This is a genomic window from Streptomyces sp. NPDC057099 (assembly GCF_042671245.1).
Taxonomy (GTDB): domain Bacteria; phylum Actinomycetota; class Actinomycetes; order Streptomycetales; family Streptomycetaceae; genus Streptomyces; species Streptomyces purpurascens.
This window is the reverse complement of sequence record NZ_JBHUTX010000029.1, coordinates 60696-83870: the sequence shown is the minus strand read 5'-3', so window position 1 is coordinate 83870 and position 23175 is coordinate 60696. Positions and strand designations below refer to the sequence as shown.

Genomic DNA, 23175 nt, shown 5'->3' with positions numbered 1-23175 from the left:
GGCGCGGTTACACGCACGCCGTGGACGGAACCGGATCCAGTGCACGCACCGGCCGCACACAGCCCACCGGTTCGCCACCGCCGAGCAGCGGCTCACCCGCGAACTCGGTGAGCATCTCCGGGTCGACGCCCGCCCGGGCCAACGCGGCGGCGGTGACCGGGACACGAGCCCGATTCGCCCCGTCGGAGATCTTCACGGCGACGGCCCGCCCGTCCGCCAGCGCGGCGACCTGCACGCCCTCGAATCCGTCCTTGGCGAGCAGCCCTGGCACGGCCCGCATCAGCGCGGCGACGTCCCGCCCGGAGCCGGAGGCCATCTCGGCGTGCTCGCGCATCGCGTCGGCCACCCGGGCCTCGGGCGTGCCCGGCGCCGCGGTGGTGATGCGGGCGGTGGCGCGGGCGAGGCCGTGCAGGGAGACGGAGAACAGGGGCGCGCCGCAGCCGTCGACGGTCACCCGGGCGATGCGCTGCCCGGTGAGGTCCTCGACGATCTCGGCGATGGCCTGCTGGAGCGGGTGGCCCGGGTCGAGGTAGTCCTCCAGGGACCAGTCGTTCAGCAGGCAGGTGTAGAGCATGGCCGCGTGCTTGCCGGAGCAGTTCTGCGCGAGCCGCGAGGGCATCCGGCCCTCGCGCACCCAGGCGTCCCGCACGACCGGGTCGTACGGCAGATCCGGGACGTTGCGCAGGTGGCCCTCGGTGAGCCCGGCGATTTCGAGGATGCGCCGGGAGCCGGCGAGGTGGCGTTCCTCGCCGGAGTGGCTGGCCGCGGTCAGCGACAGCAGCTCGCCGTCGAGCGGGAGCCCGGCCCGCGCCATGGCCACGGCCTGGAGGGGCTTGAGCGCGGAGCGCGGGTAGAAGGCGGCCTCGATGTCGCCGAGCTGGAGCTGTACCTCTCCGCCGGCGCCGAGGACGACGACGGAGCCGTAGTGGATGCCTTCGACGATGCCACCGCGGATGAGGTGGGCGACGGGGGCGTGGACGGGTTCACGGACAAGGGGTGCGTCCGCCGGGGAACTGCTGTACATCACTGCCTGCTTCTCGGGGAGCGGCGCGTCGGTCACGCGTCGGCTCCGGTGGTGGACTTGCGTGCGACACGGCCGCGGATGCCGAACCATCCGACGACCAGTGCCCCGACGATCAGCGGCAGGCACAGCACGGTGGTGCGTCCCGCGCCGCCGTCGGCGTACATGAGGACCAGGACGGAGGCGAGGAACGCCAGCGTCACGATCTCGGTCCAGGGGGAGCCCGGAAGCCGGTAGTCCGGGCGGGTCAGCTCGCCCTTCTGGGTCTTCTGCCAGAAGAGGAGGTGACAGATCATGATCAGGCCCCAGGTGGCGAGGATGCCGATCGCGGCGAAGTTCAGCACGATCTCGAACGCCTCGGCGGGCACGACGAAGTTGAGGCCGACGCCCAGGACACAGACGCCGCTGGTGAGCAGGATGCCGCCGTAGGGGACCTGGCTGCGGCTCATCACGGAGGTGAACTTGGGCGCGGATCCGGCCATGGCCATGGAGCGCAGGATGCGGCCGGTGGAGTAGAGGCCGGAGTTGAGGGAGGACATCGCGGCGGTGAGGACGACGAGGTTCATCACGTCGCCGGCCGCCGGGATGCCGATGTTGCCCAGCACGGTCACGAAGGGGCTCTCGCCGGAGGTGTACTTGTTCCACGGCAGCAGCATCGACAGCAGGACGACCGAGCCGACGTAGAACAGGCCGACGCGCCACATGATCGAGTTGATCGCCTTCGGCATGATCTTCTCGGGGTTCTCGGTCTCACCGGCGGCGACGCCGACCAGCTCGACGGAGGCGTAGGCGAAGACGACGCCCTGGATGATCAGCAGCATGGGCAGCAGGCCGTTCGGGAAGACGCCGCCGCTGTCGCTGATGAGGGACGGGCCGGGGCTGTGGCCGTCGACGGGGTGCTGGGTGACCAGCAGGAAGATGCCGATGCACATGAAGAGGACGAGCGCGCCGACCTTGATGATCGCGAACCAGAACTCCAGCTCGCCGAAGATCTTCACCGAGATCAGGTTCACGGTGAGGACGACGGCCAGCGCGATGAGAGCGATCACCCACTGCGGTATGTCGGAGAACATCCCCCAGTAGTGGGTGTAGGTGGCGACGGCGGTGATGTCGGCGATGCCGGTGGTCGCCCAGTTGAGGAAGTACATCCAGCCCGCGGTGTAGGCGCCCTTCTCCCCCATGAACTCACGGGCGTACGACACGAAGGCGCCGGAGGAAGGCCGGTACAGCACGAGTTCGCCGAGGGCGCGTACGACGAGGAAGGCGAAGAGGCCGCAGACCGCGTAGGCGATGAAGAGGGAGGGGCCGGCGTCGGCCAGACGGCCGCCGGCACCGAGGAAGAGGCCGGTGCCGATCGCGCCGCCGATGGCGATCATGTTGACGTGCCGGGACTTGAGGGACTTGCTGTAGCCCTCGTCGCCGGCGTCGACATGGCTGGAACGTTTCTGCACATCGTCGTGCAGGGACTGCTCGCTCACGCCTCGGGTCCGCCTTCCATGGGGGTGTTCGTGCGCGGGGAACGCACGATGTCGGTGAGGGTCGTCTCGACGCGGTCGAGGTGGTGGGCCATGGCCTCCACCGCGTCGTTCTCGGAACCGTCGATCAGCGCCTCGACGATCGCGCGGTGCTCGCGGTTGGACTGCTCGCGGCGGCCGCCCAGCTCGTTGAGGAAGGCGGACTGGCGGGCCAGCGCGTCCCGGATCTCCTCGATGACCCGGCGGAAGACCGGGTTCTGGGCGGCCTCGGCCACGGCGAGATGGAACAGCGTGTCCATGGCGACCCACGCGGTGGTGTCCGTCTCCTGTTCCATCCGGTCCAGGATGTGGGCCAGATGGTCGAGGTTCTCCGGGGTACGGCGCCGGGCCGCGTACCCGGCGACCGGGATCTCTACGTGGCGGCGCACCTCCAGCAGGTCGCTCGCCGCGTAGTCGCCGAAGGTGGGGTCCTCGACGGTGCTGGCGACGACGAAGGTGCCCTTGCCGGTCCTGGACACGGTCAGGCCCATGGTCTGCAGGGCCCGCAGGGCCTCGCGCAGCACGGGCCGGGAGACCTCCAGGGTGCGGCACAGCTCCGCCTCGGAGGGGAGCTTGTCGCCGATGGCGTACTCGCCTCGTTCGATGGCGTCGCGCAGGTGCGCCAGCACCGCTTCCATGGCACTGACGCGACGCAGGGGCTGTCCGGCTGTCCGGCTGTCTGACAGGTTCACGGTGGCGATCCTGCGGGGCGCGGGAGGTACCTGTCAAGAGGCCGAAAGGAAACGTTCAAGGGGCCGGAAGCCTGCGTTCAGGCGCCCGGCCCCTCGCCTGCGCGGACGGTCGGCTGTGCTCGTGCGGACGGTCAGCTGTGGATCACACCCGCTCCGAGCAGGCCGAAGAGCAGCACCCCCACGACGATCCGGTAGATCACGAAGGCGTTGAAGGAGTGCTTGGCGACGAACTTCAGCAGCCAGGCGATGGAGGCGTACGCCACGACGAACGACACGAGCGTGCCGGCCGCGAGCGGGGCCGCGCCCACGCCGGTGCCCAGGGCGTCCTTGAGCTCGTAGAGGCCGGCGCCGGTCAGGGCGGGGATGCCCAGGAAGAACGAGAGCCGGGTGGCGGCGACGCGGTCCAGGTCGAGGATCAGCGCCGTGGACATGGTGGCGCCGGAGCGGGAGAAGCCGGGGAAGAGCAGGGCGAGGATCTGGGAGCTGCCGACCAGCATGGCGTCCTTGAAGGAGGTGTCGTCCTCGCCGCGCTTGTGGCGGCCCAGCTGGTCCGCGGCCCACATCACCCCGCTGCCGGCGATCAGAGAGCCGGCCACCACCCACAGCGAGGCGAGCGGGCCCTGGATGAGCGGTTTGGCGGCGAGTCCGACGGCGACGATCGGGATGGTGGCGTAGATGACCCACCAGGCGAACTTGTAGTCGTGGTGGTACCGCTCCTCGCGGTCGCGCAGGCCCCGCACCCAGGCGGAGAGGATCCGCACGATGTCCTTGAAGAAGTACACGAGCACCGCGGCGATCGCGCCGACCTGGATGACGGCCGAGAACCCGACCACGGCATGGTCGTCGACGGGGATGCCCATGAGCCCCTCGACGATCTTCAGATGGCCGGTGGAGGATACGGGCAGGAACTCGGTCACCCCCTCGACGGCTCCGAGGACGACGGCCTGACCGACGCTGATGACGCTCATGGGATCCAGTTCTGCTCGAGGGGAAGCGGGAGCGGAGAGGACCGTCTTACTACACGCGGGCGAGAACGGATCTCATCCACGCGGCTGACACCCGCGCACGGCTCACATACGCGTGAGCGCGGCCCCCAGGAACGCCGCCCCGAGGCCGGCCGTCACACTCGCCGTCACATTGACGGCCGCCTGGAGACGGGCCCCCGTCTCCGCCAGCCGCAGCGTCTCGTAGGAGAACGTCGAGTACGTCGTGAGGGCCCCGCACAGACCGGTGCCGAGCAGCAGCTGGAGGTGCGAGGCGGCACCGGTGAGCAGGCCGAGGACCAGACAGCCGGTGACGTTCACCGTGAAGGTGCCCCAGGGGAAGACGGAGTCGTGCCGGGACTGCACCGCGCGGTCGGTCAGATAGCGCAGCGGAGCGCCGACCATCGCGCCCCCGACGACCAGCAGCCAGTTCACAACGACTTCTTACCCTTCGGGTCGGTCTTGCCAGGAACATCCTCGCGGCCGGTGTAGCGAATGACCTCGCAGTCGTCGAGGGTCACCAGGCCCTCGGTGACCAGTTCGTCGAGCTGGGGCAGGAAGGCCCGCAGGCGCTGCTCGGTATCGACGATCACGACGGCCACCGGCAGGTCGTCGCTCAGGGACAGCAGCCGCAAGGTGTGGATCAGAGAGGAGGCGCCGAAGCCCTCGACGCCTCGGAACACGCTGGCGCCCGCGAGGCCCGCCGCGTGGGCCCGGTGGACGATCTCCGAGTACAGGGGCCGGTGGTGCCAGGTGTCGTTCTCACCGACGAAGACGGTCAGGCGCAGGGCCCTGCCGGTCAGCCTCGTCATGACTGCCTCCTGTTCAGGATGCGGCGGGTCGCCCAGGCCGCGAGCCACACCGCTGTGAGCGCCACGAGCGGTGTCGCGGCAAGGTAGGCCAGGCCGGTGCCGGCCTCGCCGCCGTCGACCAGCTTCCGGATGTCGACGGCGTAGGTCGAGAAGGTGGTGAAACCGCCGAGGACGCCGGTTCCGAAGAAGGGGCGCACGAGGCGGTGAACGGATCGGAGCTCGGTGATGACCACCATGAACACGCCGATCACGGCGCAGCCGGTGACGTTGACCCAGAAGGTCGTCCAGGGGAAGCCGCCGGTGTGCGTGGGCCACCACAGGGACGCCGCGTACCGGGCGGCCGCCCCCGCTCCCCCGCCGAGCGCCACCACCACGACGACGGGGGCCTGGGCACGCCAGACGGGCGGACGCGGGGTGGCGCGCAGACTGCCGAGGCTTTCCGCGTCGGGGGTGGTCATGGGCGTACGTCTCCTACTCGCCGGGGCCCGGGGTCGTGCGGGCGCGTGCCGTCGCAAGTAGGGACCGTTGGCGGCGTCCTCGCCGCGGTTCGGGTACGGCGGGCCCCACCGCCGCGCCGCGAGCGGTGCCGCGGCCGGGATTCAGGTTAACCCCGGGTTCGGGGCGGGGTCATTTCGGCGCGGGCGGCTCGCAGATCGCCACGCCGGGCTCCCAGAGGCTGCCCAGCACCAGGTGCCCGTTCGCTTCGCACACGCTGGTGACCATGCGGTAGCCGGAGCGGCGGCGGGCGAGGTGGTGGATCACACGGCCCTCGTCGTCGAAGGCCAGCACGGCGATCGTGCCGGTGGGGCGGAACGGGGCGCGTACGGCCACGCGGGCGGCGGCGCGGCGGACCGCGGGTGCGCCGCGGTGGAGGAGGTCGAGGGGCGGGACGCGGGGTCCGGCCAGCGCGACCCAGATCGGTCCGTCCGGGGCGCCGCGCCAGAGGTTGTCGGGCATGCCCGGGAGGTTCTCGGCGAAGGGCTCGCTCCGTCCGGCCTCGGGCCCGGTGAGCCAGTGGCGGAGGAGCCGGCAGGCGCCGGTCTCGGCGAGGACGAGGAAGGACTCGTCGGCACCGACGGCGAGCCCGTTGGCGAACTGCAGTCCGTCCAGCACCACCTCGGGGGTGTCGTCACCCGGCGCCAGGCGCAGCAGCCGTCCCGTTCCGATGTGCTCGACGATGTCGCCGATCCAGTGCTCCAGGGGGTGGCGGCGGCTGGAGACGGTGAAGTAGACGGTGCCGTCGGAGAGGGACACGACGTTGCTGCAGAACCGCAGCGGCTCCCCCGCCACCGAGTCGGCGAGGATGCGGACCGTGCCGTCGCCGGTGTCGACGCGCAGCAGGCCGCGTTCGGCGTCGCACACCAACAGGTCGCCGTCCGGGAGGAGTTCGAGCCCCAGCGGCCTGCCGCCCGTCTCGGCGAGCACCTCGGTACGGGCCCTGGCCGGGTCCGCCAGACCGTCCAGACGCAGGATGCGGCCGTCCGCCACGCCGGTCAGGACACGGCCGCGCGGGTCGGCGACCACGTCCTCGGGGCCGTGGCCCATCGCGATGTAGTGGCGTGGGACGAGTGCCTGGGGACGGTTCATGGTGCGCGTGTCCTTCACAGTAGGGAGCTGCCGCTGGACCGGGTCGCCTACCAGCCCTTTTCAAACATGCGGGCGACCTCGGCGATCCGTACCTCGTCGCGGTGGTAGTGCACGCGGCCCGCGGACCGGCTGGTGCGCAGCATGCCGGTGGCTTCGAGCAGCCGGAGGTGGGTGACGGCGACCGGGCGGGCCAGTGAGAACCTCTCGGCGACGGCGTCCGCGGTGACCCCGCCCTCGGCGGGGCCGGGTTCCTTCAGCCAGGCCAGGATGCGCAGCCGCGTCTCGTCCGTGGGAGTCCTCAGCATGTCGTGCCCCTGCCTCGCGGCTCTCGCCCTCTTACCGCGTTCTTCCCACTGTCTCGCAGCTCAAGCCGCCGCGCAGGGCAGTTCGGCATCGTTGACCGATACCGAACTGCCCTGCGCTCCGACGAAGTTCGGGGCGGGACGTCGCTCTGCCCCCGGTGAGATCAGCGGTGGCGGAACCAGGACATCGACGAGAGTGCCCGGTCGTCGTAGCCGAAGAGCGCCTGGTTCTCCCAGCCGTTGCCGGAGGAGGCGTCGGTCGGGTCCCAGCCGTTGCCTCCCACCGCGGTCCAGGTGGCCTCCCAGTAGAAGATGCCGAGACCCCGGCCGTTCGGGACGGCCTCCACGATGCTCGCCACGTCGTTCATCCACCGGGTCTGGCCGGCCACGCTCGCCGGATAGCCGGGGACCAGCTCGCCGGTCAGGTCGATGATGTTCTCGTGCGCGTCCTCGCTGTCCAGGCGGAACGGGTAGGCGGTCTCGGCGACGTACACCGGCTTGCCGTAGCGGGAGGCCGCGTCGTCGAGGGTCGTCTGGAAGTCGGCCAGTGTGCCGTGCCAGTAGCCGTAGTACGACAGGCCGATCACGTCGAACTTCACGCCGTTGGACCGCGCGCTGTCGAACCACCAGCGGGTGCCCTCCAGATCACCGCCCTCGGCGAGGTGCAGGGCGACGGTGGTGGAAGGGTTGACCGCCTTGACGGCGTCGTAGCCGGAGTTGAGCAGACCGGCCAGTTGTGTCCAGTTGGAGGTGGATCCCTCGGTCCACAGCATGCCGCCGTTGATCTCATTGCCCACCTGGACCATGTCGGCGGTGGTGCCCTGCGCCTTCAAGGCGTTCAACACGTCGTACGTGTGCTGGTACACGTCCGTCTTGAGTTGACCGTACGAGTGTCCGGCCCAGGCGGCGGGCTTGTCCTGGCGGCCGGGGTCGGCCCAGAAGTCCGAGTAGTGGAAGTCGACCAGCAGCTTCATGCCCTGCGCCTTGACCCGCTTGGCCATGGCCAGGACCCGTGCCTTGTTGTTGTAGCCGTCGGCCGGGTTCACCCACACCTTGAGGCGCGCGTAGTTCATGCCGGACGACTTGAGGACGGCCAGGGCGTCGCCGGCCGTTCCGGAGCCGTTGCGGTAGACGCCGCCCTTGGCCTCGCTCTTGGCCAGGGACGAGATGTCGGCGCCCTTGATCGACGTACCGGACGTGCCCGATGTGAAGGTCAGGTCGTCAACATTGATCCAGTTGCCGGCATTCGCATCACTGTTGATGCTGATGGTGCATTGGTTGCCGGTCACATTGACCGGGACGACGATCCGGATCCACCCACTGGACGAGACCGGCAGATCGGTGCGCTGCTCGGCGCCGCCGCAGTTCTTCAGCGCTATGTACGCGGACTTCTGTCCGCCGCCGGAGCGCACCCAGGCGGTGAGCCTGTACGGGCCGTTGGTGAGTCCGGACAGGTACTGCCAGGTCTCCGTCTTGTAGGCGGTGGAGGCCCAGTGGCTCAGGCGGTGGCTCCCGCCGTGGCCGCCGGACTCGACGAACGAGGCGCCGGTGGCGCCGGACTCGGACCAGCCGCTCGGCGTGGCCGCGCCCGAACCGTCGGTCTCGAAGCCTCCGTTGGTGAGGGTGCTCGCGGCCTGGGCGGTCTGGGCGGGCAGGGCGGTGAGGGCGAGCCCTGCGGCGAGCGGCAGCAGCAGGGCTCTGAGCGTGCGTCTGGGATGGAACATCGTCGTCCGTCGTCCCTTCGACGTCGGGGATGGGGGTGCCCCTCACAGCCGGTGAGGGGTCCCTCCGCCCGCGGCTCGTGCGGCTCGCACGGGCGGAGGGAGTCGGTTCAGCCGTCGAGCCGGACGACCCGGACGGCTCCGGCCGGGACGGCCAGGCGGCCCGCGGCGCGTTCTCCGGTCAGCAGCTCGGTGCCCGGGGTCTCCAGGGGCACCTTGGTGTCCGAGCCGGTGTGGTTGACGGCGAACAGGTAGGTGCCCGACTCGTCGGTGCGGCGTACGACTTCGACGTCCCGGGGCAGGTCGGCGCGCGGGGCGAGGCGCGCGTCCTCGATCGCCAGGCCGAGCAGCGTGTCGAGGCCGTCGGTGCCGAGCCGGGTGGAGACGTACCAGGCGGTGCCCTCGCCGAGGCTGTGCCGGGTGATGGCCGGGTGGCCTGCTGTGAGGCCGTCGGCGTAGGTGCAGACGGTCTCGGCGCCGCGCGGCACCACGAACTCGGTCCATACCTCGGCGTCCAGTTCGGATCCGTCGGGGCCGGTGACGCGGACCCGTTCGCCGGGCAGCAGCGGCGAGAACTCCTCGACCGTGAGGCCGAGGACGTCCCGGAGCGGGCCCGGGTAGGCGCCCTCGTGGACGGCGTCGTGCTCGTCGACGATGCCGGAGAAGTACGAGACGACCAGCGTGCCGCCGTTCTCGACATAGGCCTTGAGGTTGTTCCCGGCCGCCTCCGTCATGAGGTACAGGGCCGGTACGACGACAAGGGGATACCTCGACAAGTCGGCTTCCGGGTGGGCGAAGTCGACGGTGAGGTGGCGGTCGTAGAGGGTCTCGTAGAAGGCGTCGGCGCGTTCGCGGGCGTCGTGGTCCTCGCTGGGGCGCCAGTCGAGGTTCTGCGCCCACCAGGAGTGCCAGTCCCACAGCACGGCCACGTCGGCCTCGGTGCGGGTGCCGCGGATCTCGCTCAACGCCTCGACGGTCGCGCCGAGTTCGGTGACCTCGCGCCAGACGCGGGTGCCGGTGCCGCCGTGCGGGAGCATCGCCGAGTGGAACTTCTCGGCGCCGCGCCGGGACTGGCGCCACTGGAAGAACATGGCTCCCTCGGAGCCGCGCGCCACATGGGCGAGGGAGTTGCGGGCCATCTGGCCGGGGGCCTTGGCCGGGTTGTGGGGCTGCCAGTTGACGCCCGAGGTGGAGTGCTCCAGGAGCAGCCAGGGGGCGCCGCCCGCGACGGAGCGGGTGAGGTCGGCGGCCATCGCGAGGTTGACGTGGGTGCGGCGGCCGTCGGTGATCAGGTAGTGGTCGTTGGTGACGATGTCGACCTCGCGGCCCCAGGCCCAGTAGTCGACGGAGTCGCACTGGCTGAGGGCCGTCATGAAGTTGGTGGTGACCGGGACGCCCGGTGAGAGGCGGTGCAGGATGTCCCGCTCCGCCACGAAGTTCTCGCGCATGGTGGCGTCGGCGAACCGCTTGTAGTCCAGCGCCTGGCCCGGGTTGACGGACGTCGGGGTGAGCCGGGGCGGGTTGATCTGCTCGAGGTCCGTGTAGCGCTGGCCCCAGAAGGCCGTGCCCCAGGCCTCGTTGACGGCGTCGACCGTGCCGTACGTCGTCGCGAGCCAGCGGCGGAAGTGCGCGGCGCACGCGTCGCAGTAGCAGGCCGAGACGGGGACGCCGTACTCGTTGTGCACGTGCCACATCGCCAGGGCCGGGTGGTCGCCGTAGTGCTCGGCGAGTTTGGCGGTGATGGCCGCCGCGGCCGAGCGGTAGTCGGTGTTGCTGTGGCAGATCGCGGCGCGGGAGCCGAACTCGTGGCGCACGCCCTCCGGCGTCACCGGCAGGGCCTCGGGGTGGGCGCGGTAGAACCAGACCGGCGGGCAGACGGTGGGTGTACCGAGGTCGACGCGGATGCCGTTCTCGTGCAGCAGGTCGACCACGCGGTCGAGCCAGCCGAAGTCGTACACGCCGGGCGACGGCTCCAGCAGTGCCCAGGAGAAGATCCCGACGCTCACCATCGTGACGCCGGCCTCCCGCATCAGCCGGACGTCCTCCTGCCAGACGCTCTCCGGCCACTGCTCGGGGTTGTAGTCCCCGCCGAAGGCGAGCCTGGTGAGGCCCCTGGGGGTGGTCTCCGGCATGGATGGTCTCCCGGTCGATCGATCAATTGGGAACGTGCACACACAATGGTGCCGTGCGGAGGCCAACATAACCGCACAGCAACAACCATTGACAAGTGTCCGGGATGTTTCTCTACTGTGAACGCTCACAGAAGCATGGCAGGTCTTCGCAGCAGGCGAGGACCCCAGGTCAGGGGAGAGATCCATGCCGTACACGAAGCGCCGCCGCCTCGTGAGAACCGCCGTCGCCGTCGCGCTCGGCGCCACCACACTCGCCGCCTGCGGGACGGAGTCCGCGGACAGCGAGACCGAGTCGGGCCCGGCGTCGCTGACGTACTGGACCTGGACGCCCGGCATGGACAAGGTCGTGGACCTGTGGAACAAGGGCCCGGGCAAGAAGGACCGGATCACCGTCACGGTGAAGAAGCAGGCGTCCGGCGACACGTTGGTCACCAAGATCCTCACCGCCCACAAGGCGGGCAAGGCGCCCGACCTGGTGCAGGCGGAGTACCAGGCGCTGCCCACCCTGGTCAGCAATGACGCGCTCGCGGACATAGCGAAGAACGTGGGCGACGCGCAGGGCAGCTTCGCCGACGGCGTCTGGCAGCAGACGACGCTGGGCACGGACGCGGTCTACGCGGTCCCGCAGGACATCGGGCCGATGATGTTCTACTACCGCGAGGACCTGTTCAAGGAGTACGGCCTGACGGTGCCGACGACCTGGGACGAGTTCGCCGAGACCGCCCGCAAGCTCAAGAAGGCGGCTCCCGACAAGGATCTGACCACCTTCTCCGCCAACGACTCCGGCCTCTTCGCGGGCCTCGCGCAGCAGGCGGGCGCCAAGTGGTGGACGACGTCCGGCGACCAGTGGAAGGTCTCCATCGACGACGCGGCGACGCAGAAGGTCGCGAAGTTCTGGGGCGGCCTGGTCGAGGAGGGCGCCGTCGACAACCAGCCGATGTACACGCCGGCCTGGAACAAGGCGCTCAACACCGGCAAGCAGATCGCCTGGGTCAGCGCCGTCTGGGCTCCCGGCACCCTCACCACCGCGGCTCCCGACACCAAGGGCAAGTGGGCCATGGCCCCGCTCCCCCAGTGGTCCGCGAGCGAGACCCGCACCGGCAGCTGGGGCGGCTCCTCCACCGCCGTGACCACGGACTCCAAGCACCAGGCGGCCGCCGCGAAGTTCGCCGCCTGGCTGAACACCGACAGCGAGGCCCTCAACGCGCTGGCGAAGGAGAGCGGCATCTACCCGGCCGCCAAGAACGCCCAGACCAGCGGGGCCTTCCTCAAGCCGCCGGCCTACTTCTCGAACCAGGCCGACTTCTACACCAAGGCCGCCGACATCGCGGAGACCACGGCACCGTCCGCCTGGGGCCCGAACGTGAACGTCGCCTACACCACGTTCAAGGACGCCTTCGGCGCCGCCGCGAAGAACAAGTCCGACTTCGGCGCGGCCCTGAAGAAGATGCAGGACGACACCGTCGCCGACATGAAGAAGCAGGGCTTCGGGGTCGCTCGGTGAAAAGCACGGCACGCCGGCAGTCGTACGGGGTCAAGGCCGCCCCGTACGCCTTCCTCCTCCCTGCGGCACTCCTCTTCACCTTGTTCTTCGCACTGCCGATCGGCTACGCGATCTGGCTCAGCCTCCACAAGGTGAAGGTCTCCGGCCTGGGCCTCGGCGCAGGGGCCCGCAAGGAGGTCTGGGCCGGTCTGGAGAACTACACCGACGCCCTCACCGACAGCGAGCTGCTGCACGGGACGCTGCGCGTGCTGGGGTACGGCTGCATCGTGGTACCCGTCATGCTCGGCCTCGCCCTGCTGTTCGCGCTGATGCTCGACTCCGAGAAGGTGCGGCTGGCGCCCTTCACCCGGCTCGCGATCTTCCTGCCGTACGCCATCCCCGGTGTGGTGGCGGCGCTGCTGTGGGGCTTCCTGTACCTGCCGGACGTGAGCCCCTTCTACTTCGTGCTCGACAGGCTGGGCATGCCGCAGCCGGATCTGCTGGACGGCGGGCCGCTGTATCTCGCGCTCTCCAACATCGCGGTGTGGGGCGGCACCGGCTTCAACATGATCGTCATCTACACCTCGCTCCAGGCGATCCCGGCGGAGGTGTACGAGGCGGCGAAGCTGGACGGCGCGACGCCGGCGCAGATCGCGCTGCGGATCAAGATCCCGATGGTGGCGCCCTCGCTGGTGCTGACCTTCTTCTTCTCGATCATCGCCACGCTCCAGGTGTTCAACGAGCCGACCACCCTCAAGCCGCTCACCAACTCCGTGTCCACGACGTGGAGTCCGCTGATGAAGGTGTACCGGGACGCGTTCGGCGAGGGCGACATCTACAGCGCCGCCGCGCAGGCCGTGATCATCGCCTTCGCCACGCTCCTGCTGTCCTTCGGCTTCCTGCGAGCCGCGAACCGTCGTCAGAAGCAGGAGGCCACTCGATGAGTTCCCTTGCCGTCCCGAAGGCCGAGCCCGTGGCCGGCAGCACGCCCGGCACGGTCCAGGGCCGTCCGCCGCTGCGCCGCCGGATCGCCCTGATCCCGACGGTCACCCTGCTCCTGGGCGCGGTCTACTGTCTGCTGCCGGTGGCCTGGGTGGTCATCGCGGCCACCAAGTCCGGCCGTGAGCTGTTCTCCACGTTCACGTTCCTGCCGGGCTCGGGGTTCGCCGACAACCTCCGGGACCTGAGCGCCTACCGCGACGGCGTGTACTGGGCGTGGATGGGCAACTCCGCCCTGTACGCCGGCCTGGGCGCCCTGCTGTCGACATGCGTCTCGGCGTTCAGCGGCTACGCGCTGGCGACCTACCGCTTCCGGGGCCGCGAGACGATCTTCAACGTGCTGCTCGCGGGCGTGCTGATGCCGCCGGTGATCCTGGCCATCCCGCAGTACCTGCTGCTGGCGAAGGCCGACCTCACGGACTCGTTCCTGGGCGTCCTGCTGCCGCAGATCCTCTCGCCGTACGGCGTCTATCTCGCGCGGATCTACGCCGCCGCCGCAGTGCCCGCCGACGTGGTCGAGGCCGGGCGGATGGACGGGGCGAGCGAGTGGCGGATCTTCACCCGGATCGCGCTGCCGATGATGATCCCCGGCATGGTGACGGTGTTCCTGTTCCAGTTCGTGGCGATCTGGAACAACTTCCTGCTGCCGTACATCATGCTCAGCGACGACGAGAAGTTCCCGATCACGCTCGGTCTGTTCACGTTGCTGGAGCAGGGGGCCAACACCCCGGCGCTGTACACGCTGGTGATCACGGGCGCGTTCCTCGCGGTGCTCCCGCTGGTCGTCCTCTTCCTGGTCATCCAGCGCTTCTGGAGTCTGGATCTGCTGTCCGGAGCCGTAAAGTCATGACCATGAACGCTGCGGGAGGCAGGCGCAGGCCGCCCACGATCCACGACGTGGCGCGCGAGGCGGGGGTCTCGCGCGGCACCGTCTCGCGGGTGCTCAACGGCGGCCACTACGTCAGTCCGGCCGCCCAGGAGGCCGTCAACGCGGCCATCCGCAGGACGGGTTACGTCGTCAACCGGCACGCCCGCTCCCTGATCACCGGGCGGTCCGACTCGATCGGCTTCCTGCTCACCGAGCCGCAGGAGCGGTTCTTCGAGGACCCCAACTTCAATGTCCTGCTGCGGGGCTGCACCCAGGCGCTCGCCGCACACGACATCCCGCTGCTGCTGATGCTGGCCGGCACCGAGGACGAACGGCGGCGCATCACCCGGTACATCACCGCCGGTCATGTCGACGGGGTACTGCTGGTCTCCAGCCACTCCGGGGATCCCGTCGCCGAGCAGCTGCGCGGGGCCGGGGTGCCGCTGGTGGCGTGCGGGAAGCCGATCGGGCTGGCCTCCAAGGTGAGCTACGTGGCCGCCGACGACCGCGACGGTGCCCGCGACATGGTGCGTCACCTGCTGTCGCTCGGGCGTCAAAGGGTGGGCATGGTGACCGGTCCGCTGGACACGCCGGGCGGTGTCGAGCGCCTCGCCGGCTACAAGGAGGTGCTGGCGGACGCGGGCCTGGAGTTCGATGAGCGGCTCGTCGTCTCCGGGGACTACAGCCGGGCCAGCGGCGAGGCGGGGGCCGAGCGGCTGCTGGCGCAGGCCCCGGAGACGGACGCGGTGTTCGTCGCCTCGGATCTGATGGCCCAGGGGGTGCTGGCGGCGCTGCAGCGGGCGGGGCGGCGGGTGCCGCAGGACGTCGCGGTCGGCGGTTTCGACGACTCACCGGCCGCGCTGGCCTCCAGTCCCGAGCTGACGACCATCCGGCAGCCGTGGGACCGCATCAGCGCCGAGATGGTGCGGGTGCTGCTCGCGCAGATCGGGGGCGAGGATCCGGCGGCGGTGATCCTGCCGACGGAGTTGGTGAAGCGGGAATCGACGTAGGCGTCGGCCCCCGAGAGGCGCGCCGAAGGGGCCGCTCCATGCACAGTCATTGAAGCTCGGACCGGTGTACCGTTCGCTTATGGCAGCGAAAACGGCTGGTGCGCGGCTCGAGGAACGGTGGCGGGACATCCTGTCGGCGCACGCGCGCACGATGTGCGAGATCGACCGGGCGCTGCATCCGCACGGCCTCGGCGCCTCCGATTTCGAGGTCCTGGACATGCTCGTGACCGCCGCGCCCGAGGAGGGCGAGCAGTGCCGGGTGCAGAATCTGGTCGGGCGGGTCCATCTGAGCCAGAGCGCGCTGTCGCGGCTGATCGCCCGGCTGGAGAAGGACGGTCTTGTGACACGCACCGTGTGCGTGGAGGACCGGCGCGGCGTGTGGGTCTCCCTGACCTCCAGGGGCCGTGATCTGCACGCCGAGGTGCTGCCGCTGCAGCGGGCGGCGCTGGCCCGGACGCTGGGCGCGTAAGAGGCCCAGGCCCGGACCGGGCCGATCCCGATCGCCCTACGGACGTGCCAGCAGGGTGCGGACTCCCTCCGAGGTGAGCGTCAGGCGGTGCTCCGAGCTGCCGTCGATGGTGAGCGACAGGTCGTCGGCCGGCCACTGCGCGGCGAGGGCGCCGAGCGGCACCATGCGGTAGCGGGAGACGAACGGCAGCAGCCCGGCCATCTCCACCTCGGAGGTGAACACGGGCACCACCGGTTCGCCGCCGGGCTGCTCGAGCACCGGCAGCGCCACCGCGGAGGGGTTGGCGGCGTCGGCATCGTTCGCGTCGTCGGGCACGGGGATGAGCACGTCGCTGTCGGCGAGCGCGTTCAGAGCCGCCGCGTCCTCGGTGTTCTCGGCGAGGACGTCCAGAGCCCGCTGGGCGGGCGTGGGCGTGGGGTTGTTTGCGGGTGTCTCCATGGCAGATTCCCTGGTAGCGGCGGTCTTGCGGCCCACCCGGGACATGATCCGCCCCGGGCACGGTCCTGCTCGCGTACCCGATCGTGGACGGGGCAATCCTGGTGGATCACTGAGGTTCGAGGGATCAGTGGGACGGGGGCCGGGCCGATCACCGCTCGGGGCGTTCAGGAGAGCGGGGAGGCCCGAGGGACCGGCAGGGCATTCCCTGCTCACTCACCCCGCCGCTCCCGTCCGGTTCCACGCGGTACACCCCTGCTCCGGGCGCCCGGGTGACGGCCTCCCCGAGTACACCGTTCTCGAAGAGCACTCCGGCCCCGTCCTCCACCGCCCACCCCGCCGGCAGCCGCCCCGCCGCCACGGCCGCCCGGTACGACGGCTGCCGGCCCGGTTCACTGTCGTAGTGCGGGCAGACAGAGCCCGGCAGCAGCCCCAGGCCGTCGGGGAGGTACGTCAGCGGCCCGAAGGAGTCGGTGTGCGAGCCCTCGGCCCAGCAGTTGGCACCGGCGCTGATGCCGCACAGCAGCGTCCCGAGGTCGTGGGCCTCCCGCAGCAGCCGGTCCAGGCCGTGGGCGCGCCAGACCGCGAGGAGGTTGGCCGTGTTGCCGCCGCCCACGTACACGACGTCCTGGGCGAGCAGAAAGGAACGCAGGGCGTCGTCGTCCAGCTCTCGGCGGAACAGGGGCAGGACGGAGGGAACGCAGGCCGGACGTGACCGGAAGGCCGCGCGGAACTGGTCGACGTAGGCCGGTGCGTCTCCGCTGGCCGTGGGCACGAAGCACACCTTGGGGTGTGGCACGCGCGCCTGGGCCAGAACCCAGTCGTCCAGGAGACCGTCGTCGTCGGTGGAGAAGCCGCCGCCGAGGAGGGCGAGACGCTGCGGGGGTGTGGGGGCCATGGCGGTTCCCGTAGCGGCTAGGTACGGGGACCAGCGTGCAGAACGGCCAGCACACCCCGGGCGCGCGTACCGTCCGGCAGTTGCCAGCAGCCGGTGACGTGGCCGGTCGCTCCCCGCGCGGGGGTCAACGGACCGTCCGGGGCGGGCTGGAGGACCCGGTGCAGACGGAGGGTCGTGCCCTGGGGCGTGGTCAGCCGGGTGCCGTCTTGATCGTCGCCGGCGGTGAAGTCCGTGGGGAGGGGCCCGTCGCCGGTGTAGGAGGCGGTGACCTCGCGGTCGTGGGCGTCGGTGATGTTCTGGTCCTGGGCCCGTACCCGTCCCTCGATCAAGGCCGCCAACTGGCGGACCATCACGGGGTCGTGGCAGCCGTCGTAGGCCCAGCGCTTCCCGAGCACACCGTGCTCCATGGTGCCGACGAGGGCGTCCTCCGCACCGTCGAGCGGGGCGCCCCGATAGGTGAACGGCACCAGGTAGCTGGTCGGGTGGGGACCGGACGTGTCGGTGACGACGAGGAACTCGACCCCGACCTCGCCCTCCGGATCGTCCAGCCGAAACCCCCCGGCCTTGACCAACTCCGGTTCGGCCGCGCCACCGCGGTACCAGGGGCGGGACGGCAGCCAGGAGGTGAGCAGTTCCATCTTGGTCGGTGTCAGCGTGGTGTGGTGGATGACGGCCATGCCGGTCCCCTCCCCCTCGGGTCGATGCGAGCCGTGAGGACACGCAGCATACGTTCGAGGAGATCCAGGGATGTTGACGCGCGAAATGTTACCGGTAACATCAGTCCGCGTGACCGACCAGCCGATCGCGCAGCTCGACTCTCACCCCTCCCCCGCTTCCCCCGCCCCGGTCTTCAGCAGAGCCGCCGTCGTGGCGTCCTGTGTCGGCTTCGTTCTCATCGGGGCGTTGCAGGCGCTGTACGGGCCCGCGATCCCGGCGTTTCGTGAGGAGTTCGGGCTGTCGCCGTCCGTCGCGGGGCTGGGGCTGAGTGCGCACTTCGTCGGGGGTGTGGCCGGGGTGCTGCTGTTCGACCGGCTCTACGGCCGGGTCGGGAACCGGCACATCCTCGGCAGTTCCTATCTGCTGATGGCCGTCGGCGCGGCGGGCTTCGCGCTGGCGCCGGACTGGCCCACCGCCCTCGCGGCGGCCCTGTTCGCGGGGGTCGGTTTCGGTGGCGTCGACTACGGTCTCAACCAGCTGTTCGCCGTGGGCTTCGGTCACCGTTCGACCGCGATGCTGAACATTCTCAACGCCCACTTCGGCATCGGCGCCATCCTCGGCCCCGCCCTGATCGGCGTGGTCGGCTCGGAGCACTACCCGGCCGTCTTCCTCTGCTTCGCCCTCGCCAATCTGCCCTTGCTGCTGTGTCTGAGGGGAGTCCGGAACGAGGTGCCTCTGCCGGGCGGGGCCGAGGACGGCGGCCGTGGGCAGGTTCTGGGCCGCAGTCTCGGCTCCGTGCTCGGCGTCTTCGTCGCGCTCTACGTCCTGCACATCGCCGTCGAGGCCGGTGTCGGCGGCTGGGAGCCCACGCATCTGGAGACCGTCGGCTATGGCGCGGGCGTCGCGGCCACCGCCACCTCGGTGTACTGGCTGATGATGACCGTCGGGCGCTTCCTGGTCGCCCCGCTCGCGCTGCGGTTCTCCGCCCAGGCGATCATCACCGTCTCGTGCGCCGGCATGACGGTGTGTCTGCTGGCCGCGTCCGTGCCGGCGCTGGCTCCGTACGCGTACGCCGGTGTCGGTCTGTTCATCGCGCCGATCTTCCCCACCGGACTGCCCTGGCTGAACCGGGCCGCGCCGCGCGCCCGGCGGGCCGGTGCCGTGGTCATCGCGGCCTCCATGGTCGGCGGTGTCGCCGCGGGGCCGGCGCTGGGCAAGGCCATCGAGTGGTCCGGGATCCGCGCGGTGCCGCTTCTGCTGTGCGGTGTGTCGGCGCTGTGCCTGGCCGCCACGCTCTGGCTCATCCGCGCCACCCGCTCCCGCTGACTCCCCCTGCCTCGAATACCTCGAAGGGAAGCCTCCGCATGCCCGCTCTGACGACGACGTCCGACGGATTCCTGCTGCACGGCGAGCCGTTCCGGATCCTCTCCGGCGCGCTGCACTACTTCCGTGTCCACCCCGACCTGTGGGCCGACCGGTTGCGCAAGGCCCGTCTGATGGGCCTCAACACGGTCGAGACGTACCTTCCCTGGAACCACCACCAGCCGGATCCCGACGGGCCCCTCGTGCTCGACGGCTTCCTCGATCTGCCCCGGTTTCTGCGGCTCGCCCAGGACGAGGGGCTGCGTGTGCTGCTGCGTCCCGGTCCGTTCATCTGCGCCGAGTGGGACGGGGGCGGCCTGCCCGACTGGCTGACCTCGGACCCGGACATCCGGCTGCGGACCAGCGATCCGCGCTTCACCGGGGCGGTCGACCGCTACCTCGACCTGCTGCTGCCCGCGCTCCGCCCGCACATGGCCGCGGCGGGCGGTCCCGTCATCGCGGTGCAGGTGGAGAACGAGTACGGGGCCTACGGCGACGACAGCTCGTATCTGAAGCACCTGGCCGACGCGTTCCGCTCCCGGGGCGTCGAGGAACTGCTGTTCACCTGCGACCAGGCCGACCCCGAGCACCTGGCCGCCGGAACCCTGCCCGGCGTCCTGGCGGCCAGCACCTTCGGCAGCCGCGTCGAGCAGTGCCTCGGGCGCCTGCGCGAGCACCGGAGCGAAGGCCCGCTGTTCTGCGCGGAGTTCTGGATCGGCTGGTTCGACCACTGGGGAGGTCCGCACCATGTGCGGGACGCGGCCGACGCCGCCGCGGACCTGGACCGGCTGCTGTCCGCCGGGGCGTCCGTCAACATCTACATGTTCCACGGCGGCACCAACTTCGGCTTCACCAACGGCGCCAACCACAAGCACGCCTACACCCCGACCATCACGTCCTACGACTACGACGCCGCGCTCACCGAGTGCGGCGACCCGGGGCCGAAGTACCACGCCTTCCGCGAGGTCATCGCCCGCCACGCCGGCGTTCCCGACGAGCCAGTCCCGGCACCGGGACCCAAACTTCCGTGCACCGATGTCGAGTTGGACGGCCGGGCACCTCTGCTTCCGCTCGCCGGCACGCTCGCCCCACCCGTGCACGCCGACGACCCGGTGACCATGGACGAGCTCGGGCAGCGCACCGGCTACGCGCTCTACCGCACCACCCTGCCCACTGCCGGTGACGGCCTGCTGCACTTCTCCGGCGGTGTCGGTGACCGCGCCCAGGTCTTCGTCGACGGCGCCCCGGTCGGTGTCCTGGAGCGCGAACGCCACGACGAGACGCTGCCCGTGCGCGTCCCACGCCCCGGCGCGACGCTGGACGTCCTCGTCGAGAACATGGGCGGCGTCAACTACGGGCCTCGTATCGGCGCGCCCAAGGGCCTGCTCGGGCCCGTCGCCTTCAACGGCACCGCCCTGCGGGGTTGGGACTGCCGCCCGCTGCCGCTGGACGACGTGGCCGGGCTGCCGTTCGTACCGGCCGACGGGTCCGCGGTCACCGTGCCGGCCTTCCACCGCGGCACCTTCGAGGTGGACACGCCCGCCGACGCCTTCCTCTCCCTCCCCGGCTGGACGAAGGGCCAGGCCTGGGTCAACGGCTTCCACCTCGGCCGCTACTGGAACCGGGGCCCGCAGCACACCCTGTACCTGCCCGCACCTGTTCTGCGGCCGGGCGCCAACGCGCTGGTCCTGCTGGAGCTGCACGGCACGACCGTCACCCGCGCCCAGCTCACCGACACCCCCGACCTCGGCCCGGAGAACACCTGGTGACCCCGCACCGACTGCGCGTTCCCGCGCCCTCCGCTCCCCCGCTCACCGGCCATCTGCCCTTCGCGGACGCGCCGGGCGTGCCCGATCCGATCGACGTGACCAGCCGCTGGCTCACCCGTGGCGGCCGCCCCTGGTTCCCGGTCTCCGGCGAGTTCCACTACTCCCGCTACCCGCACGGGGAGTGGGAGGAGGAGCTGCTGAAGATGAAGGCGGGCGGGGTGACCGCCGTCGCCTCCTACGTGATCTGGATCCATCACGAGGAGATCGAGGGCCGGGTCCGCTTCGACGGCGACCGCGACCTCCGGCGGTTCGCCGGGCTGTGCGCCCGTCACGGCCTGGACTTCGTCCCGCGCATCGGCCCCTGGTCGCACGCGGAGGTGCGCGACGGCGGCCTGCCCGACTGGCTGCTCGCCCGCGCCCGCACACCGCGGACCGACGACCCGGCCTATCTGGAGCCCGTACGCACCTGGTTCAAGGCCGTCGCGGAGCAACTGCGCGGCCTGGACCGGGCGCACGGCGGCCCGATCGTCTCGATCCAGATCGAGAACGAGCTCTACGATCAGCCCGGCCATCTGCGCACGCTCAAGCGCCTCGCCCAGGAGGCCGGGCTGAGCGCACCGCTGTGGACGTCGACCGCGTGGGGCGGGGTGCTGCTCCCGGGCGAGGAACTGCTTCCGCTGTACGGCGGCTATCCCGAGGCGTTCTGGACGGAGGCGGACGGCGGCTGGCCCGACACCTGCCGCAAGCACTTCTTCTTCACGCACGAGCGCGACGACGAGGGCATCGGCGCCGACCTGCGGCCCACGACCGTGCGCGGCACCGACCCGGCTTCGACGGACCGGTTCCCCTGGGCCACCTGCGAGTTGGGAGGGGGGATGGCGGTGGCCTATCACCGGCGGCCCCGGGTGGAGGCCGCCGACGTGGGCGCGCTCGGGCTGACCAAGATCGGCTGCGGTTCGGTGTGGCAGGGCTACTACATGTTCCACGGCGGCACGAATCCGCCGGGAGAGCTGACCACTCTTCAGGAGTCGCACACCACCGGCTATCCCAACGACCTTCCGGTCCTGAGCTACGACTTCCAGGCCCCGCTCGGCGAGTACGGTCAGGTGCGGCCCTCGTACCACGAACTGCGGCTCCAGCACCTGCTGCTGGCCGAATTCGGGCACCGGATCGCGCCCATGGAGTCCGTGCTGCCCGAGCGTCTGCCGGCCGGGCAGCACGATCGTGACACCCTGCGCTGGGCCGTGCGCACCGACGGCACCTCGGGGTTCCTGTTCGTGACCAACCACCAGCCGCACGAGCCGCTGCCGGACCACCCGGAGACGACGTTCACGGTCGACTTCCCGGACGCGCCTTCGCTGGCACTGCCGAGCGCTCCCGTCACGGTGCCCTCCGGCGCCTTCTTCTGCTGGCCGCTGCGGCTGGACGTGGCCGGGCTGCGGCTGGAGTGGGCCACCGCGCAGCCGGTGTGCACCGTCGAGGCGGACGGCCGTACGGTCCTGGTGCTGGCCGCGACCGACGGCATCGCGCCCGAACTCGCCCTGGACGCGGACACGGTGACGTCCGTCGCCGTGCCGTCCGGGGACGGGGAGGTCACGCCCGTCGACGGCCGGGTCCTGGTCACCGGTCTGCGGCCGGGCACCGACGCCCTGGTCGAGGTGGACGCGGCCGACGGTTCCCGAGTCGGTCTGCTGGTCCTGGACGCGGCGACGGCCCGTACCGCCTACCGGGGTGTCGCGTGGGGTGCCGAGCGGCTGGTGCTCTGCGGGGACGGGGTGGTCTTCGACGGGGACGAGGTCCGGCTGCACAGCCCGGGCGCCGAGCCGTCGTTCGCGGTGCTGCCCGCGCCCGGTTCCGCCCTGGCCGTGGAGGGGGAACGGGTGCGGGAGGAGGCGGACGGTGTGTGCACGCGCTACACCGTCGGGGCCGGGCGCGTCGGTGACACCGCCGCGCAGGTCACCCTGGTCAAGCCCGCCGGTCCGGCTCCGGAGCCCGTGACCGGTGTGCAGGGCCGGGCGAGCATGCCCGCCGCCACGTACATGGACACCGTGGCCGCCGAGTACCGGGTCGACGTACCGGAGGACCTGCTACGGGCACCCGCCGGTGTGCTGCTGCGGCTGCACTGGACCGGTGATCTGGCACGGGCCTACGCGGGGGACGTCCTGGTCGCCGACCAGTTCTTCTCGGGGCGGGTCTGGGACATCGGCCTCGACCGGTTCCCGGCCGAGGAGTTGCGTGCGCGGGGGCTGCGGCTGAAGGTGCTGCCGCTGGCGGCGGACGCGGCCGTGCATGTGCCGGGGCAGGCGGGTGATGCCTGGCGGGCGGCCGGGGTGGGGCAGGCCGAGTGGGTGGTCACACGCGTGTGGGCGGTCCGGACCGGCTGAGGCCGTCACGGGCACCGCGCGGCCTATGCTGTGCACCTGCCGGGCGGGTTCAGGACCGCCGTATCCGACGTCGAGGA

At 70.9% G+C, this 23175-nt stretch carries 22 protein-coding genes; 8 read left to right on the top strand and 14 right to left on the bottom strand.

Annotated features, from left to right (window positions below; translation table 11 throughout):
• Nucleotides 1-7: 7 nt before the first annotated feature.
• From ACFT4A_RS28690 to ACFT4A_RS28640, 11 genes are all read right to left on the bottom strand, one after another.
• A complete protein-coding gene (locus tag ACFT4A_RS28690; RefSeq protein WP_382835444.1) occupies nt 8-1024 on the bottom strand; it encodes an asparaginase in 1017 nt (338 codons plus the stop codon).
• 32 nt (nt 1025-1056) lie between these two features.
• Nucleotides 1057-2499, bottom strand: a complete 1443-nt coding sequence (locus ACFT4A_RS28685) for an amino acid permease (RefSeq protein ID WP_382835403.1) — start codon at nt 2497-2499, stop codon at nt 1057-1059.
• Entirely contained in the window at nt 2496-3173 is a 678-nt protein-coding gene (locus ACFT4A_RS28680) for a FadR/GntR family transcriptional regulator (RefSeq protein ID WP_382835441.1), read from the bottom strand. The genes ACFT4A_RS28685 and ACFT4A_RS28680 overlap by 4 nt, the downstream gene beginning before the upstream one ends.
• A gap of 185 nt (nt 3174-3358) precedes the next feature.
• A complete protein-coding gene (locus tag ACFT4A_RS28675; RefSeq protein WP_382835400.1) occupies nt 3359-4195 on the bottom strand; it encodes an undecaprenyl-diphosphate phosphatase in 837 nt (278 codons plus the stop codon).
• Nucleotides 4196-4297: 102 nt separating this feature from the next.
• The gene (locus ACFT4A_RS28670; RefSeq protein WP_382835397.1) at nt 4298-4645 is read right to left on the bottom strand and encodes a fluoride efflux transporter FluC; all 348 of its coding nucleotides are present in this window, start codon (nt 4643-4645) and stop codon (nt 4298-4300) included.
• On the bottom strand, nt 4642-5022 hold the full coding sequence (locus ACFT4A_RS28665; protein ID WP_382835394.1) for a DUF190 domain-containing protein: 381 nt from the start codon (nt 5020-5022) through the stop codon (nt 4642-4644). The genes ACFT4A_RS28670 and ACFT4A_RS28665 overlap by 4 nt, the downstream gene beginning before the upstream one ends.
• Nucleotides 5019-5480 (bottom strand): fluoride efflux transporter CrcB, encoded by a 462-nt coding sequence (crcB, locus tag ACFT4A_RS28660; RefSeq protein ID WP_382835391.1) that lies wholly within the window; start codon nt 5478-5480, stop codon nt 5019-5021. Before crcB ends, ACFT4A_RS28665 begins: the two co-directional genes overlap by 4 nt.
• Before the next feature lie 169 nt (nt 5481-5649).
• Nucleotides 5650-6609 carry an SMP-30/gluconolactonase/LRE family protein gene (locus ACFT4A_RS28655; RefSeq protein WP_382835388.1) on the bottom strand — a complete coding sequence of 320 codons (960 nt, stop codon included), beginning with the start codon at nt 6607-6609 and terminating at the stop codon, nt 5650-5652.
• A 47-nt stretch (nt 6610-6656) separates the two neighbouring features.
• Nucleotides 6657-6914: an ArsR/SmtB family transcription factor gene (locus ACFT4A_RS28650; protein WP_382582875.1), complete on the bottom strand. Its 258-nt coding sequence runs from the start codon at nt 6912-6914 to the stop codon at nt 6657-6659.
• Nucleotides 6915-7075: 161 nt separating this feature from the next.
• Nucleotides 7076-8635, bottom strand: a complete 1560-nt coding sequence (locus ACFT4A_RS28645; RefSeq protein WP_382835385.1) for an arabinogalactan endo-beta-1,4-galactanase — start codon at nt 8633-8635, stop codon at nt 7076-7078.
• Nucleotides 8636-8742: 107 nt separating this feature from the next.
• Entirely contained in the window at nt 8743-10764 is a 2022-nt protein-coding gene (locus tag ACFT4A_RS28640) for a beta-galactosidase (RefSeq protein ID WP_382835382.1), read from the bottom strand.
• A 184-nt stretch (nt 10765-10948) separates the two neighbouring features.
• Between ACFT4A_RS28640 and ACFT4A_RS28635 the strand changes: the two genes are divergently transcribed.
• The 5 genes from ACFT4A_RS28635 to ACFT4A_RS28615 all read left to right on the top strand — a co-directional run bounded on the left by ACFT4A_RS28635 (nt 10949) and on the right by ACFT4A_RS28615 (nt 15593).
• A complete protein-coding gene (locus tag ACFT4A_RS28635) occupies nt 10949-12268 on the top strand; it encodes an ABC transporter substrate-binding protein (protein ID WP_382835379.1) in 1320 nt (439 codons plus the stop codon).
• Nucleotides 12265-13191, top strand: coding sequence for a carbohydrate ABC transporter permease (locus ACFT4A_RS28630; RefSeq protein WP_382835376.1), 927 nt, complete (start codon nt 12265-12267; stop codon nt 13189-13191). Before ACFT4A_RS28635 ends, ACFT4A_RS28630 begins: the two co-directional genes overlap by 4 nt.
• Entirely contained in the window at nt 13188-14096 is a 909-nt protein-coding gene (locus ACFT4A_RS28625; protein ID WP_382835373.1) for a carbohydrate ABC transporter permease, read from the top strand. The genes ACFT4A_RS28630 and ACFT4A_RS28625 overlap by 4 nt, the downstream gene beginning before the upstream one ends.
• Nucleotides 14093-15124 carry a LacI family DNA-binding transcriptional regulator gene (locus ACFT4A_RS28620; RefSeq protein ID WP_382835371.1) on the top strand — a complete coding sequence of 344 codons (1032 nt, stop codon included), beginning with the start codon at nt 14093-14095 and terminating at the stop codon, nt 15122-15124. The genes ACFT4A_RS28625 and ACFT4A_RS28620 overlap by 4 nt, the downstream gene beginning before the upstream one ends.
• A 79-nt stretch (nt 15125-15203) precedes the next feature.
• Complete coding sequence (locus tag ACFT4A_RS28615) at nt 15204-15593, top strand: MarR family winged helix-turn-helix transcriptional regulator (protein ID WP_382835368.1); 390 nt, start codon at nt 15204-15206, stop codon at nt 15591-15593.
• 36 nt (nt 15594-15629) lie between these two features.
• Here the strand turns inward: ACFT4A_RS28615 and ACFT4A_RS28610 are convergent, their stop codons facing one another.
• The 3 genes from ACFT4A_RS28610 to ACFT4A_RS28600 form a co-directional block, all read right to left on the bottom strand.
• Nucleotides 15630-16031: an SseB family protein gene (locus ACFT4A_RS28610; protein ID WP_184595591.1), complete on the bottom strand. Its 402-nt coding sequence runs from the start codon at nt 16029-16031 to the stop codon at nt 15630-15632.
• Nucleotides 16032-16179: 148 nt separating this feature from the next.
• Nucleotides 16180-16926, bottom strand: a complete 747-nt coding sequence (locus ACFT4A_RS28605; protein WP_382835365.1) for a Type 1 glutamine amidotransferase-like domain-containing protein — start codon at nt 16924-16926, stop codon at nt 16180-16182.
• A 17-nt stretch (nt 16927-16943) separates the two neighbouring features.
• On the bottom strand, nt 16944-17603 hold the full coding sequence (locus ACFT4A_RS28600; protein ID WP_382835362.1) for a 1,4-alpha-glucan branching protein: 660 nt from the start codon (nt 17601-17603) through the stop codon (nt 16944-16946).
• 109 nt (nt 17604-17712) lie between these two features.
• Between ACFT4A_RS28600 and ACFT4A_RS28595 the strand changes: the two genes are divergently transcribed.
• Genes ACFT4A_RS28595 through ACFT4A_RS28585 form a run of 3 tightly spaced genes read left to right on the top strand, consistent with a single transcriptional unit; the run spans nt 17713 to nt 23098 of the window.
• Nucleotides 17713-18909, top strand: a complete 1197-nt coding sequence (locus tag ACFT4A_RS28595; RefSeq protein WP_382835361.1) for an MFS transporter — start codon at nt 17713-17715, stop codon at nt 18907-18909.
• Between the two features lie 38 nt (nt 18910-18947).
• Nucleotides 18948-20714 (top strand): beta-galactosidase, encoded by a 1767-nt coding sequence (locus ACFT4A_RS28590; RefSeq protein ID WP_382835358.1) that lies wholly within the window; start codon nt 18948-18950, stop codon nt 20712-20714.
• Nucleotides 20708-23098 carry a beta-galactosidase gene (locus ACFT4A_RS28585; protein ID WP_382835439.1) on the top strand — a complete coding sequence of 797 codons (2391 nt, stop codon included), beginning with the start codon at nt 20708-20710 and terminating at the stop codon, nt 23096-23098. The genes ACFT4A_RS28590 and ACFT4A_RS28585 overlap by 7 nt, the downstream gene beginning before the upstream one ends.
• The last annotated feature ends 77 nt before the right edge of the window (nt 23099-23175 follow it).

Bases quoted from the DNA above. Each gene is read 5' to 3' on its own strand.
- ACFT4A_RS28690 (WP_382835444.1), bottom strand. From the start codon at position 1,024: ATGTACAGCAGTTCCCCGGCGGACGCACCCCTTGTCCGTGAACCCGTC.
- ACFT4A_RS28680 (WP_382835441.1), bottom strand. From the start codon at position 3,173: ATGGAAGCGGTGCTGGCGCACCTGCGCGACGCCATCGAACGAGGCGAG.
- ACFT4A_RS28675 (WP_382835400.1), bottom strand. From the start codon at position 4,195: ATGAGCGTCATCAGCGTCGGTCAGGCCGTCGTCCTCGGAGCCGTCGAG.
- ACFT4A_RS28665 (WP_382835394.1), bottom strand. From the start codon at position 5,022: ATGACGAGGCTGACCGGCAGGGCCCTGCGCCTGACCGTCTTCGTCGGT.
- crcB (WP_382835391.1), bottom strand. From the start codon at position 5,480: ATGACCACCCCCGACGCGGAAAGCCTCGGCAGTCTGCGCGCCACCCCG.
- ACFT4A_RS28655 (WP_382835388.1), bottom strand. From the start codon at position 6,609: ATGAACCGTCCCCAGGCACTCGTCCCACGCCACTACATCGCGATGGGC.
- ACFT4A_RS28650 (WP_382582875.1), bottom strand. From the start codon at position 6,914: ATGCTGAGGACTCCCACGGACGAGACGCGGCTGCGCATCCTGGCCTGG.
- ACFT4A_RS28645 (WP_382835385.1), bottom strand. From the start codon at position 8,635: ATGTTCCATCCCAGACGCACGCTCAGAGCCCTGCTGCTGCCGCTCGCC.
- ACFT4A_RS28640 (WP_382835382.1), bottom strand. From the start codon at position 10,764: ATGCCGGAGACCACCCCCAGGGGCCTCACCAGGCTCGCCTTCGGCGGG.
- ACFT4A_RS28635 (WP_382835379.1), top strand. From the start codon at position 10,949: ATGCCGTACACGAAGCGCCGCCGCCTCGTGAGAACCGCCGTCGCCGTC.
- ACFT4A_RS28625 (WP_382835373.1), top strand. From the start codon at position 13,188: ATGAGTTCCCTTGCCGTCCCGAAGGCCGAGCCCGTGGCCGGCAGCACG.
- ACFT4A_RS28620 (WP_382835371.1), top strand. From the start codon at position 14,093: ATGACCATGAACGCTGCGGGAGGCAGGCGCAGGCCGCCCACGATCCAC.
- ACFT4A_RS28615 (WP_382835368.1), top strand. From the start codon at position 15,204: ATGGCAGCGAAAACGGCTGGTGCGCGGCTCGAGGAACGGTGGCGGGAC.
- ACFT4A_RS28610 (WP_184595591.1), bottom strand. From the start codon at position 16,031: ATGGAGACACCCGCAAACAACCCCACGCCCACGCCCGCCCAGCGGGCT.
- ACFT4A_RS28605 (WP_382835365.1), bottom strand. From the start codon at position 16,926: ATGGCCCCCACACCCCCGCAGCGTCTCGCCCTCCTCGGCGGCGGCTTC.
- ACFT4A_RS28600 (WP_382835362.1), bottom strand. From the start codon at position 17,603: ATGGCCGTCATCCACCACACCACGCTGACACCGACCAAGATGGAACTG.
- ACFT4A_RS28590 (WP_382835358.1), top strand. From the start codon at position 18,948: ATGCCCGCTCTGACGACGACGTCCGACGGATTCCTGCTGCACGGCGAG.